The sequence below is a fragment of the Paenibacillus sp. Z6-24 genome, from assembly GCF_054161335.1.
Genome location: NZ_CP096398.1, coordinates 3,254,125 through 3,268,864 on the forward strand (window position 1 = coordinate 3,254,125; position 14,740 = coordinate 3,268,864).

Here is a 14,740-nt window from a genome sequence, read left to right on the forward strand (position 1 = left end):
AATTTATTGTAACATGAAAATAGCGATACGTAAAATGTTTATTATAACATTTACGTATCGCTATTTTTGTCGAATAAGCTCCATTTATTCACATTCTTGTAGGCTTATGTTCGCTTACAATAAGCATATTCGAATTTATGATAGTTCGTTATTTTCGGATTCTTTATTCCTGCTCGTTCGTTCTGTCTCTGTCCATTCTAATCGAAAATACAGACAGGATATTAGAAAGGACTGCCTTCCCACTTGAGCGTGCTGCTGCCATTCATCACATCCTGACTCCAGTGCCCGCTTGGCCACGTCTGTCCCTGAATCGGCTCCAGAATGTCCATCACACGCTGCAGCAGTTGCTGATCGAGCGGCTGCGCAGCCCAGCGGATATTGTCGGCCATCTCTGCCGTGCTGGCCGTACCAACAATGGTAGTCGCCAGCCTTTCGTTGGATACGGCATACTGGATCGCCAGCCGGGTCAGGCTCGTTCCCTGCTGCCGGCAGAACTCCGCGGCTTCACGGCAGCGCTGCTTGATCTCGGAAGAAGCCGGATGCCAGTCCGCCGGACCTTTATCCGACAGCAATCCCATCGCTAACGGAGCCGCATTGATCACGCCGATCCCTCTCTCTTCCAGCAGCGGCAGCAGATTGGTCAGGGTCGAATCGTTGAGTGTGTAATGACAATAGGACAGAATCACGTCAAGATCGGTATGCTCCAGTACACGCTCATACCCCCCCAGCGGTAGACAGGATACTCCGTAAAAGCGGATTTTGCCTGCCAGCTTCAGCTGCTGGAGTGCAGGTATCGCTTCATCCAGTACAATATTCAGATCGCCGAATTCAATATCATGCAGAAGCAGAATATCCGCATAATCTGTTCCCAGCCGTTGCAGACTCTCATCCACACTATCCAGTATCCGCTGACGGGAAAAGTCGAATTCCCTGTCATTATAGCGTCCGGCCTTGGTAGATAGAATATAGCGGTCTCTCGGCAGCTGGCGCAGTGCCCGGCCCAGCACCTGCTCCGAACGGGTCACTCCATAATACGGCGATGTATCCACCAGATTGATGCCCTGCTCCAGAGCTTCCAATACCGCTCGTACACCCTGATCCTCATCAATGTTACCAAATACATGGCCAAGTGGAGCAGCCCCGAGACTAATCGGCGATACCTCCAGACCTGTATTTCCAAGTTTGCGTCTGTTCATCATGGCTTCCACCGACATCGCATGTCTCCTTCCCGTATCCATTCTTTCAGATACGATCCCATAATAGGCTATACCCGTTTACAGGATAACTCCATCTTTGAAAATGGCGATTTCGCGGAAGCCGCGCTGTTCATTGTTCGTCTGGCTTCTGCCGGAAGCAATATCCACAATCCGGGATAACAGATCCAGCGAGACCTGTTCCATGGATTGTCCTTCCAGCAGCTGACCGGCGTTATAATCAATCCAGTGCTTTTTGCGGTTCGCCAGCTCGGACTGGGTCGCAATCTTGACGGTTGGCACGGGTCCGCCAAATGGAGTCCCCCGTCCGGTGGTGAATAATACGATATGGGCGCCTGCAGCCGAGAGTGCGGTCACGGACACCAGATCATTACCTGGCGCTTCCACAATATTCAGTCCCGGCTGATGTACACGCTGGCCGTAACGCAGCACGTCCACTACTTGGGAATGACCGCCTTTTTGCGTACATCCGAGCGACTTCTCTTCAAGTGTGGTGATCCCGCCCGCCTTGTTGCCTGGCGATGGATTCTCATAAATATTCTGTCCATGATTCACAAAATACTGCTTGAACCCGTTGATCAGGTCCACCAGCTGGCCGAATACCTGCGGACTGGCGGAGCGGTTCATCAGAATGGTCTCGGCGCCGAACATCTCGGGTACCTCGGTCAGAATCGCCGTCCCACCGGCGGAGACGATCCAGTCCGCCACTTCACCGACGAGCGGATTGGCGGTAATGCCGGATAATCCGTCGGAACCGCCGCATTTGAGACCGATTTTGAGCCTCGACAGCGGCAGCGGCTGACGCTGCTCCTGCTCGGCCAGCGAGACCAGTTCCTCCAGATATTCCATTCCTGCTTCGATCTCATCATCCTCTTCCTGGGCTTTGAGATAACGGATTTTGTAGGCATACTCTTCCGGGATGCCGGCGGCAAACTGCTCAATCTGATTGTTCTCACACCCCAGTCCGATGATGAGCACGCCGGCCGCATTGGGATGCAGCACGAGCGAACTCAGCAGCTGGCGTGTATATTCCAGATCATCGCCAAGCTGGGAGCATCCGAATGGATGCGGAAAATGGTACACCCCGTCTACTCTGCCGACCATTTCCGAATGAGCGGTACGTGCCAGCACTTCACAGGTTTTGTTAATGCAGCCGACTGTATTGATGATCCATATCTCATTGCGAATTCCCACTTCCCCATTGGGCCGCACATAACCGTCAAAGGTGTGCAGATGCGGCGGGAGTACACGTGGCTGCCAGCTCAGCTCCGGTTGATATTCATACTCCAGTGTACCGGATAGACCGGTATGAAGATTATGACTGTGAATCCATTCCCCTGGAGCAATCGGCACTGTTGCTTTGCCGATCGAGAAACCGTATTTAATCACATCCTGTCCAGGCTCAATCGAGTGAACAGCTATTTTGTGACCACGCGGCACATCGTTTACAACGGACAGGATGTCTCCATTATCCAGTACCAGCGTATCACCGGGTGCCATATCATGCAGGGCGATAATGACATCATCCTGCTGCTGGATAGCGATATAGTCTCTCATAATTGTATTCATGTCGGATGAACCTCCATTTGTATCCATTTCGATGCTACCGCTTCAGACAGTCCGGCGATAGCTGTCAGGTCTTCATTCCAGATCCCGGTATCTGCCAGTATGTCATGTATGACCTGGCGGCGCGATGACTCATCATGCTGCTGCCATCCGGCCCAGTGACCCGCCAGCAGACCCAGCTGCCCGGAGTGATCACGAATGTTCATCGTACTGCCATTCGGCAGCTTTGTTGTAAAAGCTTTGGTCCCATCTTGCTGCTCGGTCTCTTGTACCTGATAGAGACGCAGCAGTGCAGCCAGTCCGTATACGAGCTGCTCCGGCAGCTGATCAAACTTTTCTGTATACGCTTTCAATACAGGCAGCAGACGGGACTGGAATTTGCTGATACTGTTCATGGCAATATCCTGCAGTCGGTGCTCCAGATACGGGTTGGCGAACCGCTCAAAAGTCTCCGCCGCATAGCGCTTCAATTCCTCGGGCAGGATCGGCAGCGCCGGGATAATTTCCAGGTCTACCGTCTGTCTCACCCATTCACCAAGTTCGGAATCTTCCATGACTTCACGAACCGTCGATTTGCCCTGCAGCAGACCTGTAGGCATCATGAGGGTATGCGCCCCATTTAGTATATGCACCTTGCGCTGGCGAAACGGCTTCAGATCCGGCACCCATTGTACGTTCAGTCCGACCTGAGCAAGCGGCAGACGGCGGTCGAGCGATGGATCACCCTGAATCGCCCAGAGATGGTAAGGCTCTGCTGTGGTCAGAAATGAATCTTCATAGCCCCAGCTGCCGGTCAGCCGCGCATATTCTTCTTCTCCCGGCATCCCGGTCACGATCCGGTCCACCAGATTGTTCAGGAACAGCTGTGACTGCTCCACCCAGCTGCAGAATTCTTCACCAAAGCCAAATTCACGTCCGTAGCGCAGCACATACTCCCGGAGTACATCTCCATTATTCTCTATCAGCTCACAGGGCAGGATCATCAGTCCGCGCTTCGGGTCTCCGTTGAAATGAGCAAACCGGCGCTGCAGCAGTACGGTCAATCGTGCAGGGAAATTGGTGATCGGCTCGCCGGGAACATAGTCGATCGGCGTATACACGAGCCCCGCCTCGGTCGTATTGGAAATGACCACATCCAGCGACTCCAGCTCAGCCAGCTGCAAGAACCGCTCCCACTCGGTATAAGGGTCCACATAATCCCTGAATACCGAGATCATCTGGCGTTTCTCTACCTTTTGTCCATCCTGCAGTCCTTGCACTACCAGCGTATAGAGTCCTTCCTGCTGCTCAATCTGCTTGAGCTTGGCCGCTCCTCTCGGTGTAGGCGGAGTCAGTACGACGCTGCCATGATATTTGCCGGAAGCGATACTTTCCTGGAGCATCCAGTCGGCGAATCCGCGCAGGAAGTTGCCTTCTCCAATCTGCAGTACCTTGATTGGCAGCTGCTGCATGTGTACATGTTTGCGGCGTTCATCTTCACCGGTTAAGCCCAGTCGTAACAAAGGCTGTAGTCTGCTGATTGTCATCATATTCCTCCATTTTCGAAAATGTTCACGTTAACATTTTATGATAAAAAGCCTTTCTTGAACATCATTGTATCATCATTTAGACTGAAATAGTGAATATTTGACAGGAATTATATCATTTTTTAGTAAAAATTTCTGGATTCCCGGCTGCCGGTTGATTGACAGTCTAAATGATATTTCCACAGGAGGTCGATCGAGTCATGAGTAAAATTTTTCTTTTCTCCATTCTGTGGTGGCTGCTTGGCAATCCCTTTCTGGCCCTGCTGGTCATCCTCTTTATTGTCTATGTGCTGGATCGCAGGTTTGTCGGCATCTCGCCCAGTCTGGTTCGCCCGCTGCGGCGGCTCAGCCGTATTCGCAGCCTGCGAAGGCTCATTGCCGGCAGCCCAAGTGATATGTCTTCCCGTTATGAACTGGCCCGTCTGCTCATGGAACGTAAGCGTCACCGGGAAGCTCTCGGATGGCTGGAGCAGATCGGTCATGCCTATGCGGATTCGGCCGAATATTGGGACGATCTGGGCACCTGTCAGTTGCATACCGGTCAGCAGGCTGAAGGAGAACGTCATATTTTGCAGGCACTGGATATAAATCCCCGTGTCAAATATGGCGAACCATATCTGCGCCTTGCTTCCGAATATATTGGCAAAGATCAGGAGCGGGCGCTGCATTATCTGGAGCAGTTCCGCAGTATGCAGTCCTCTTCCTGCCGGGCCTATTATATGCTTGGTATGCTGGACCGCTCGCTTGGCCATACCGAAGCTGCCCGCAGCGCTTTTGACGAAGGAGTGTCCCTCTACCGCTTCCTGCCCAAATACAAAAAACGCAGCGAGCGCGGATGGGCATTCCGTAGCTGGCTGCGTAGAATATTTTCAACTTAACTGCTTTTGCCAAAATAATCAGGTTCCGGATCAGGCATCATATCCGAATATGCGGCGGCTGACTGCTTTCAGCAGGGGGCCGCTTTTTTTGTACCAGTTCAGTCCTTCGTCCAGACGCTTCGCCTGCATAATCACCACATCCGCCTGGTCGATCCCTTCGAAATAACGACTCAGAAAATGCATAAACACATCAATACGGCGCAGCAAAATAAGCAGCGGTAGCCGTACGGACTCTGCTTCCGTCAGCGTGATCACCGACGCATATCCCTGCAAAAAGGCAGTACAGCGCTGTTCATCCTGCTCTGTCCATTCCATGCTGCTCAGCATATCCGACAGACAGACGGCCGGCTCCATCGCCCGCAAATCACGGGTTACAAATTCAAAATCCAGAATGGCGGTAATCTCTCCATCTTCCGATTGCAGCATATTCGATGCATTCAGATCCCCGTGGATCAGCTGATGCGGCAGCGAAGCGAGCCGGGTAATACGAACGAGCTGCTCGCCCAGTCCTTCACCGATCCGGTACAGTGTATCGGCAATCTCCGCAAAATTCTCCGGTGGATTCGCACAGAATGCTTCCAGTCGTCCCGGACTGCAGAGCGGATAAGACTGTCCCAGCCGGTAATAGGGCGGATAGACCGGATGCAGATCAATCTGAACCTGTGCCAGTGCAGCAGACAATTTGCCTGCGGCCTGCCCAAAACGGTAAATCTGATCTTCCGTTGCCAGAACAGGGTTGCTGCCATCCACATAGTGAAATAAAGCCGCGAGTCTGCCGCTGCGCTCCCCTTCTGTCTGCGTTTTGCTGCTGGTCATGCATATCGTTTGGCCTTCCGGATCCTTGACGGGCTGCGGAATCTCCAGTCCCGTCAACACCTCGGGCAGTACCGATAGTACTTCATGTTCATAGCGTACCTTGTCAGGCTCGCGATGTGTCTCATAACGGCGCAATACATAACGCCGGGAAGCATGGTCGATGAACATTGTGGTATTGTTCATTCCGCCCTTGCCTTCTACCATATGCCAATTCCCTGACGGGAAATAGTGATCTGCCAGTTGTTCCATGGAATCTATATATTCACGTTCCAATGATTCCCCTCCTTGTTGCCTTTTATCCTATGCGGGTAAGGGAGAATGCCGATTACGACTTTCGGCTGCCGGTTCCCATACAGGCAACGTCGATGTGGCAGACTAATGATCATCCATTGATTGATTCAACCCGTATCCTGCTGTAGCCGCTCTATTTTAGCAGACTCGAGTGTTTCCGACTGCTTCATTGCCAATCGGATTCTTCCCGGAATATGACCGAAAGATCATTGTGATGCCTGTTTACTTTTTGCCAGGCTGAGGCGTCTTATAACATTCGACGGAAGCAGGTCTGCTTCCTGCCATTTCCGGCAAATCCCATCCCGTTACACATTGCCAAAGCTATATGATAACACGAACCGGAGCCAGTGAACACTATTTCATCCGGGAGCGGCATGGACAGGGCAATTTACCGGTGTATTGCTGCCTCTGCTTCTTGGGGACTGCCGGGTGATGTATCGGGATTATGCTGATTTGCGAGCGGTTACCTATCGTAAAGTAATTTACAGGTCCCAAATATATCATCGGTGGATGAGGTATGGTGTTTAATATATTTGGATTGAAATAGGGTAGAAATTGTTTGTGGACGGTGGGATAGTTGTTTTATCGCTGCTGTTTGTACCCTGGTCTTTGTGTTAGGTTTCGCGGTGGATGCTTCAGCGTATGTCATGCCGTAATATTCATTATATGCCAAATAGCAGCCGATTTTGATTTTTAGCATGGCTGCTATTTGGCAATGATGTGAATTGTGATTTGTTATGGTGGAAGTTATTCGTTTGAAAAGATTCCTTTATTTATGAACTTGCTGCGGGGAACAGGGAGCTGCGATGGGCGCATTTGTCAACGGCGCTCTCGACAGCGCGCATAATGCCACCGTAGCCGGTGCATCGGCATAGATTACCGCACAGCCCTTCTTTAATCTCCTGTTCTGCTGGCTGAGGAATGCGGTCCAGCAGTGCTTTGGTAGAAATGATCATGCCGGGTGTGCAGTAACCGCATTGGAAACCGCCTTCTTCCAGAAATGCTTCCTGGATCGGGTGCAGCTCGTCTTCTGTCTCGCCATGCAACCCCTCGATCGTCACAATCTCGGTACCTGCACACTGGTAAGCCATCATGAGACAGGAGTTCATCGGTTCTCCGTCGATCAATACCATGCAGGCACCGCAGCGCCCGATTTCACAGGATACTTTGGTGCCGGTCAGATCCAGATCATCACGCAAAATATCCAGCAGCCGCCGGGAAGGAGCAATCTCCATCTCTTGAGCCTTGCCATTCACTACAACCTGCCATTGCATACTTGTCGTCTTCATTGTGGGCTCACTCCTTCCTGCTGCCATAAACCGGCTCGTTGAATCAACTGTTCCCGAGGGACCGGGAGATGGCTGATCCATTGTCCAGTTGCCTGCCGGATCGCTGCTGTAATCGCCGGTGCCAGCGCGACCGAGCCAATCTCGCCGATTCCTCGGGGACCAAAAGGATCATTCTCCGGCAGATCTTCAATCACTTCGACCTCCAGCGAGGTATGCATATCCTGAATGCTGGGAATCATATACGTATCCATATTGCGGGTCATATAATGTCCCTCTTCCATGACCGCATCCTCTGTCAGTGTAAATCCAAGTGCCATCACACTACCGCCCTCGATCTGCCCGACAAATCCCATCGGGTTGATCACCGGACCGGCGGCTACGGTATGGTACGTATCCAGCAGCTTAACATGGCCTGTCAGTGTGTTCACTTCCACTTCGGCGGCTACGGCTGCATACGTATAGAGGAAATGCCCGCCGACCACTTCGTCCGGTGTCGTTGGATAAGAGAACTTGGTATCAAAGGTCAATTCCTTGTCCTCAGTCACCCCAGCAATTTCCCGGTAGGAAACCACCCGTTTGCGGCTCATTTCCTCCCCTTCCTCCGTGATCATCTGCCAGATACCATGTTCACCTGTGGTCAATTGATCGATAGGGATGCCGGTCATTTCTTGTGCCTTTTGCAAAACCGCCTGCAGAAAAGGAGTCTTCAGCCGCTGCAGCGCCATCCAGGCCATCGTCGTTGAACGCGAGGCCGTACTGGAACCGCTGTGAGGCACCCTATCCGTATCGCCAATCACAATGCTGATATCTTCAGCCGTACAATGGAACAGATCCATCAGCATTATTTCCAGAGTCGCGATCAAGCCCTGACCAAATTCTTCGTAGCTGAACGCCACTTCGATCTGCCCCTGTGCATTCAGCGAAAGACGTCCTCCAGCTGGATCATCAATTCCATAGCCGAGCCCTGCTCCATGCATCGCCAGCGAAGAACCAATTCCGCGCTTGATCCATGGTGGCACCGGTGAAGCTGTTGTCACAGGATCATAGCCTGTCATGACAGCAGCCGGCAGAGCAGCATCTACTGTCCGGCGCTGCCAGAGCGAAGATTGCGCCAGCGCCTGCATCACCTGCTCCAGTCCGTTCGTTCGCCAGATCTCCTGCTGCAGTGGACCGGGATCATCGGGAAGCCGGCGATTGAGCATTCGGAATTCCCACGGGTCCATACCTATTTTCTCCGCCAGCCGATCCATCTGGCCTTCCATCGCAAAGATCGCCTGGTTGCCGCCAAATCCCCGGAACTCGCCGGATACCCCATTGTTCGTATAGACCGATACTCCCTCGACGTCCACATGCTGCAGACGGTAAGGTCCCATACAATGCTCTGTGGCAAAATTCAGCACCGGCGCACCAAGTGTGGCATAAGCGCCGGTATCCGCGACGATGCGCACCCGGTGAGCCTGCAGACGTCCATGCTCATCCATACCGGTTTCCATCTCGATCCGCATCGGATGGCGCTTGAGCCCTGCACGTACCGATTCCATGCGTGAATTGTGCATTTTGACCGGACGGCCGCTTTTCAGTGCCAGCAGCGATCCGTAAGGCTGTACATTCAGCTCATCCTTGCCGCCAAATGAACCGCCAATCGGACTGGAGATTACGCGAATACGTTCTTCTTCCCAATCCAGAATCCGGGCGATCTGCATCCGGTCCTTATAGCCGTGCTGGGTCGGGGCATAGACGGTCAGACGCCCATCAGGTTCGGGGACGAACAATCCGCCTTCCGTTTCCATATAGGCATGCATCTGGCGTGGAGTGCTGTATACTTCTTTGACCACATAAGTGCAGTTCTGCAGAGCGGTATCTGCATCTCCCTGCTTGACCTGAGTACGATGCAGTACATTGCCCTGAGGATGCAGACGTGGAGCAGTGTCTTCCAGAGCGCGCAGCGGGTCGGTGATGGTCTCCAGCACTTCATAGTTCACCCGGATCAGAGACAACGCATATTCGGCAATCTCCGGCGTAATTGCTGCTACTGCTGCCACGGCGTCTCCGATATAACGGACCCTGTCCTCACACAGTGCAGGCTGATCGGGTACGGCAATGCCGAACCGATTCAGACCCGGTACATCCCGGTGGGTGATGACGGCTATCACACCTTCATAAACTTCGGCTGCCGATGTATCCAGCGATAGAATACGTGCATGGGGATGACTGCTGCGCAGCACCCGTCCATACAGCATGCCTTCTGCGGTCATATCTGTCAGATAACGCAGCTCTCCGGTTACCTTTTCACGTCCATCTCTGCGTTTGCGCCATCGTTCCCCGCTATTCTCCCGGTTCAGCAGCATCTCCCGTCATCCCCTTTCTATCTCCTGATTTAATGTCTCCCACAATCCTGCCGCCAGCAGATTGCCGGCGGTCTGACGACGGTATGATTCCGAGGCAAATGGATCGCTGTAGCTCACCCATTCCTTTTCCACAAGTGCAGCCAATTCTGCTGTATACCGTGGGTCATAGACTTTGCCTTCCAGCAGCTGTTCACATCGGCTCAGCCGCATCGCGAGACCGGCACCGCCGCCTGCAGCAGCCTTCACATTCACCAGTACTCCCTCACGATTCATAAGCGCCCGGAAAGCTACCGTCACGAGCGAAGGGGTAAATGCTTCTCTCCGTCCCACTTTGCGGTAAAAACTAATCTCCCGCCAGGATGGTTCACTGGAAAAGCTTGTATGTAAAGGGGCTGAGTTCTGATGATTATGCAGATCAGGCGTAGTATCCGGCCCGCTTTTATCAATAACAATGCCGAGCAGTACCGCATACAGGCTGCGTCTGCCTACCCGAACCTGTTCCAGCCAATCGACCAGTTCCTGCTCGTATTCGGAGGGATGATGTTCGGTATCCATCCAGACGAGCCGGGCCTCATGAACGAGCAGGGCAGGAATCATATCCCCTACAGCCGATGAAATATTGCCGCCTATCGTACCCAGATTACGTACGGCTGGAGCAGCAATATGACGACAGGCCGTACTGCAGGTACTGCCATGGATACGCAGCCGATGATCATGCCCACATTCACGCAGGGTCATTAAGGCTCCGATCCGAATCTGCTGTTCATCTTCCTGAATATCGCTGAGATCCTCAATCGTATCCAGCCGAATCATATGTCTCGGAACGTTCAGCAGCCCGCCTTCCCACTGGGTACGCAGCAAGGTACTGCCTGCAATGTAGGCCGAATCCGCACCATATTGACGCTTCAGCGTGATCGCCTCTTCTGCACTCGCTGGCTCCCAGACACAGGGAAGCACCGGATCAGACAATGAGGATGCTGTGCTTTGCCTATTCATGAGCTCACCTCCACATTGTCAATATTATTTAACATATCGTAATTAAACTAATAATATGCGTCAATTAAACTGACTAATATTTGTGAAAATTCTAAATATTAAGCTTATTTTAGTTTGTTTATATTAAACCATTCTAAAAACTGTTATCATATGTAAACTAAATTAACGTAAAATATCATATTATACTGAAATCAAAACAGATGAAAAGTATACAAAATGAAAGAACCTGCTAGGTACCCAACCTATAATTCTCATACCAATTTTCCAATCTATTTTAGGCACTGATCTATCCGCTTCTATATAAATAATTCAACAAATAACAAAAACACTCCGAATCATTCAGCATTCAAGGAGTGTTTGATATGGTCGCGTATGTGCTGCAGGGCTTCCGGTGTATCCGTATCCCAGAAATGATGGGCGGCATACTGCAGAGTCTGTCCCCGTAGATCAGGCTGCCGGAGCAATTTTCTCGCTCCCTGATCTCCGCTTAGTTCATCCAGCCTGTTCCAGATACGGCGTGCCAGAATGACAGGTGGCTGAGCCTGCTGACCATCCGAAGCAGCTATATAATCCAGTACCTCTCCGGCCTGCTGCCAGGATTTCATCATATCTGCCAGCATTCGCGCATCAATGAGCGGCTGATCGGCCAGCAGGATCATGACTGCATCAGCCGCTGACTGCCGAATCTGCTGCATACCGCAGCGGATAGAATAGGACATGCCCCTTTCTGCTTCGGCACATTCTGCGGCAGACCATCCATCCGTACGGCACCACTGCTGCACTTCCCTCTGCCATGCTTCGGAAGAATGAGGGGCATGCACAATAACGATCGGGGACAGCTGGCCTTCGGAGTGTATGACACTCAGCACGCTGCTACCCACACTGATTGACTGGTCGGAGACAGATCGTCGACCTTCTGCTGTCTGTTCCTGTTCTGTATGCTCCTGTACTCGGTCTCCGGCAGCAAAGGCTGTATGGTCGCCATCATTCTCTTGTGGATAATTAGGCAAATCAACCTGTCCTGCAGATGCACCATCTGGATGTGGACAGAGCGGTAAAGAGAGCTTGTCTCTGCCCATCCGACTGCTTTTACCGGCTGCCAGCACTAATCCGGCGATACGCATGAGCAGTTCCCTCCCTCGGCTGCGGCTTACGATCTCTTTTGACGGCAATTAATTCGGCTGCAATGCTGATCGCAATCTCATCGGGTCCATCCGCTCCAATCGCAAGGCCAACCGGAGAATGCACATGAGGATAGACAGGCAGCCTGTCGAACAACCGTCTTGTTCGTTCGGATGATCCCATAATGCCGAGATAAGCATATGGACAATCCTCGATCAGCTCAATCCACTCCCGTTCTCTCGGGAAATTATGACTCATGAGCAGCATATAATCACCGATCTGCGGAGAGATACGGGTGTACAGTTCTGCCGGAAATCCGGTAATACAGATCGCACCGGGAAATCGCTCGTCGGTGCAAAGTGCTTCACGCCAATCTCCAACAACTACCCGAAATCCCGAAGCTTGCGCAAGCGAGCTGACGAGTCGACTGTCATCGCCTGCTCCGATCAGAATCAGACGCGGCTTGGGACGGTAGGTACGGATGAACGTATACTTTTTATTCTCCATCGAAGGAGTATTGGCATATTCCGGATCGCGATTATGAGCGAGGAACAGGGTCTGGGAGATCCCAGGGGAAACGGCAGATGCAGATTCCTCCGTTAATTGTACGAACTGTGCTGGCTCTCCAGGCTCGGCAGCCGTGGAAGACAGCCTGTACTCTACCTTCGGTCCATTTTCAACAAACGAACGGCTCAGCATCACTGCCTCTCCCTGCTCAAGCCGCTGATCAAGCGTCTCCAAAATATTTTCCAGTTCACCGCGTACCGGCTCCAGCAAAATATGGAGACATCCGCCGCAGCCGACATTCTCTCCCCATGACAGATCATCTGCCGGACGCATATCGTATTCCACCATCTGTACTGTGCAGCTGTTCCAGGCAGATTCTACCCGTCCGCACAGGTCTTCTTCCAGACAGCCGGGGCTGATCGTTCCATAGTGCCGTCCATCCTCGGTCAGCAGCATGGAGACGCCTTCCTTGCGGTAAGCATGACCCTGCACATGTACGACTGTAGCAAGAACGGTACAAATATGATTCTGACGCTCACGCCGGGCCATTACGCATAAATCCTTCATATCCATCGTCTTCAGCTCCCCTCTTCCCGATCGAATCCGCTGTGAAAACTGCCTGCTCGTCCGCTCTCCAGTCAAGCCATCACCATTAAGAAATGGATTAAAACATAAAACCGCCTTTGCTATCAGCCAATTCGGCTCAGCAGCCGCTTGATCGAACGATCGGACTCACGCAGTACAATACTGCGGTCGATTGTCTTTACCTGACGGTTCTCAAAAACGATCTGGCCGTCAATAATGACCGTATCCACATTGCTGCGTGCAGCTGAGTAGACCACTCTGGAATACACATCCACATCATGGGAAGGAAACGTATGATAATCTTCCAGATCAAGCAGCACCAGATCCGCTTTTTTGCCCACTTCGAGGCTGCCGATTTCTTTGGACAGTCCCAGCACTTCCGCGCCGCCCATCGTCGCCATCCGCAGTACGGTACGTGCGTCCATCACAGTCGGACCATGCGGCACTTTCTGGATAAGCGCGGTCATGCGCATCTCTTGGAACATATCGAGATTGTTGTTGCACGGCGCTCCATCGGCTCCGATACCGACGTGAATATGACGGTTCATCAGATCGGGAATCTCTGCAATACCGGAAGAGAGCTTCATGTTGGAGCCTGGACAATGGGTGACTTTGACCCCACGCCTGTGCAGAATCTGCTTCTCCTCTTCACTCAGCCAGACACAGTGTGCCAGAATGAGGCGCGGGTTGGCCAGTCCGATATGATCCAGATAGACGATATTGCGCATGCCCCGCTCCTGCTCGACGAGTGCAATCTCGCCGCGGTTCTCCGAAGCATGGGTATGGACACGCACATGGTACTGAGCAGACAGATCACGTACTTCGGTCAGCAGCTTCTCTGTGCAAGAGACGACAAAGCGCGGACAGAATGCATACTGGATACGCCCTCCTCCGAATCCATTCCATTTTTCCAGCAGATCCACACTTTTCTGCAAAGATTCTTCAGTGTTTTCCTGCAGCGGTTCCGGTACATCATCCCCGTGATCCATCATCACCTTACCGGAGATGACACGCAGACCGCTCTGCGCCATCGCCTGAAATGCGGAATCCGTATGATGAACGGTTTCCATATCACAGATCGTGGTCGTCCCGCTGGAAATGAGTTCACCAATGCCCAGCAGCGCCGAATAGAAGATGGATTCTTCATCATGGGCAGCTTCCAGCGGCCAGATCCGTTTGCGCAGCCAGTCCATCAGTTCCATATCATCTGCCCGCCCCCGGAAAATGGTCTGGCACAGATGGATATGCGTCTGAATAAAGCCGGGCAAAAGCGTCTTGCCGCGCGCATCAATCTCACGGTCGGCATGATCATCGAGATGAGCGCCCATTTTGACGATTTTGTTATTTTCAATCAGCAGATCGCCGGTAAACACTTCTTCGCTTGCATTCATGGTTACGATTTGGGCTTGTCTGATCAATATGCTTGCCATTTCCGCTTCCCCCTCTGGTGTATGGCTGCTGCGACGTATATGGATGTGATGAGAGTCTGCGGCAGTTCATTGTTGGTTGTGCTGATTCTTTACTGTGGCTTCTATTTCTACATGGTATGTGTGGCAGGTAAATAAAGAATGGGATGGACCTTGGTGATTCACTCCAGAAAGG

The 14,740-nt window shown here is 52.2% G+C and carries 11 protein-coding genes; 1 reads left to right on the forward strand and 10 read right to left on the reverse strand.

The features are described 5' to 3' along the window. Positions 1–221 precede the first annotated feature (221 nt). From M1D61_RS14100 to M1D61_RS14110, 3 genes are read right to left on the reverse strand one after another with little or no spacing between them, the layout of a single operon-like run. Positions 222–1,214: an aldo/keto reductase gene (locus M1D61_RS14100; RefSeq protein ID WP_458119239.1), complete on the reverse strand. Its 993-nt coding sequence runs from the start codon at positions 1,212–1,214 to the stop codon at positions 222–224. A gap of 60 nt (positions 1,215–1,274) precedes the next feature. Then, positions 1,275–2,783 carry a UxaA family hydrolase gene (locus M1D61_RS14105; protein WP_458119240.1) on the reverse strand — a complete coding sequence of 503 codons (1,509 nt, stop codon included), beginning with the start codon at positions 2,781–2,783 and terminating at the stop codon, positions 1,275–1,277. Further along, positions 2,780–4,309 (reverse strand): tagaturonate reductase, encoded by a 1,530-nt coding sequence (locus tag M1D61_RS14110; protein ID WP_458119242.1) that lies wholly within the window; start codon positions 4,307–4,309, stop codon positions 2,780–2,782. Before M1D61_RS14110 ends, M1D61_RS14105 begins: the two co-directional genes overlap by 4 nt. Before the next feature lie 197 nt (positions 4,310–4,506). On the opposite strand from M1D61_RS14110, the gene M1D61_RS14115 reads away from it, so the two are divergent. After that, positions 4,507–5,184, forward strand: a complete 678-nt coding sequence (locus M1D61_RS14115) for a tetratricopeptide repeat protein (protein ID WP_458119244.1) — start codon at positions 4,507–4,509, stop codon at positions 5,182–5,184. 30 nt (positions 5,185–5,214) lie between these two features. Here M1D61_RS14115 and M1D61_RS14120 read toward each other — a convergent pair whose 3' ends face one another. The 7 genes from M1D61_RS14120 to M1D61_RS14150 all read right to left on the reverse strand — a co-directional run bounded on the left by M1D61_RS14120 (position 5,215) and on the right by M1D61_RS14150 (position 14,568). Beyond that, complete coding sequence (locus M1D61_RS14120; protein ID WP_458119246.1) at positions 5,215–6,273, reverse strand: phosphotransferase; 1,059 nt, start codon at positions 6,271–6,273, stop codon at positions 5,215–5,217. Positions 6,274–7,064: 791 nt separating this feature from the next. Next, entirely contained in the window at positions 7,065–7,580 is a 516-nt protein-coding gene (locus M1D61_RS14125; RefSeq protein ID WP_458119248.1) for a (2Fe-2S)-binding protein, read from the reverse strand. Then, the gene (gene pucD, locus M1D61_RS14130; protein ID WP_458119250.1) at positions 7,577–9,928 is read right to left on the reverse strand and encodes a xanthine dehydrogenase subunit D; all 2,352 of its coding nucleotides are present in this window, start codon (positions 9,926–9,928) and stop codon (positions 7,577–7,579) included. Before pucD ends, M1D61_RS14125 begins: the two co-directional genes overlap by 4 nt. Positions 9,929–9,934: 6 nt before the next feature. Then, positions 9,935–10,924, reverse strand: a complete 990-nt coding sequence (locus M1D61_RS14135; protein ID WP_458119251.1) for an FAD binding domain-containing protein — start codon at positions 10,922–10,924, stop codon at positions 9,935–9,937. 335 nt (positions 10,925–11,259) lie between these two features. Then, a complete protein-coding gene (locus M1D61_RS14140) occupies positions 11,260–12,048 on the reverse strand; it encodes a nucleotidyltransferase family protein (protein WP_458119253.1) in 789 nt (262 codons plus the stop codon). After that, positions 12,014–13,126, reverse strand: a complete 1,113-nt coding sequence (locus M1D61_RS14145) for an XdhC family protein (protein WP_458119255.1) — start codon at positions 13,124–13,126, stop codon at positions 12,014–12,016. The genes M1D61_RS14140 and M1D61_RS14145 overlap by 35 nt, the downstream gene beginning before the upstream one ends. A 116-nt stretch (positions 13,127–13,242) precedes the next feature. Next, complete coding sequence (locus M1D61_RS14150) at positions 13,243–14,568, reverse strand: 5'-deoxyadenosine deaminase (RefSeq protein ID WP_458119256.1); 1,326 nt, start codon at positions 14,566–14,568, stop codon at positions 13,243–13,245. Positions 14,569–14,740 lie beyond the last annotated feature (172 nt).

Bases quoted from the DNA above. Each gene is read 5' to 3' on its own strand.
- M1D61_RS14100 (WP_458119239.1), bottom strand. From the start codon at position 1,214: ATGTCGGTGGAAGCCATGATGAACAGACGCAAACTTGGAAATACAGGT.
- M1D61_RS14105 (WP_458119240.1), bottom strand. From the start codon at position 2,783: ATGAATACAATTATGAGAGACTATATCGCTATCCAGCAGCAGGATGAT.
- M1D61_RS14110 (WP_458119242.1), bottom strand. From the start codon at position 4,309: ATGATGACAATCAGCAGACTACAGCCTTTGTTACGACTGGGCTTAACC.
- M1D61_RS14115 (WP_458119244.1), top strand. From the start codon at position 4,507: ATGAGTAAAATTTTTCTTTTCTCCATTCTGTGGTGGCTGCTTGGCAAT.
- M1D61_RS14125 (WP_458119248.1), bottom strand. From the start codon at position 7,580: ATGAAGACGACAAGTATGCAATGGCAGGTTGTAGTGAATGGCAAGGCT.
- pucD (WP_458119250.1), bottom strand. From the start codon at position 9,928: ATGCTGCTGAACCGGGAGAATAGCGGGGAACGATGGCGCAAACGCAGA.
- M1D61_RS14135 (WP_458119251.1), bottom strand. From the start codon at position 10,924: ATGAATAGGCAAAGCACAGCATCCTCATTGTCTGATCCGGTGCTTCCC.
- M1D61_RS14140 (WP_458119253.1), bottom strand. From the start codon at position 12,048: ATGCGTATCGCCGGATTAGTGCTGGCAGCCGGTAAAAGCAGTCGGATG.
- M1D61_RS14145 (WP_458119255.1), bottom strand. From the start codon at position 13,126: ATGGATATGAAGGATTTATGCGTAATGGCCCGGCGTGAGCGTCAGAAT.
- M1D61_RS14150 (WP_458119256.1), bottom strand. From the start codon at position 14,568: ATGGCAAGCATATTGATCAGACAAGCCCAAATCGTAACCATGAATGCA.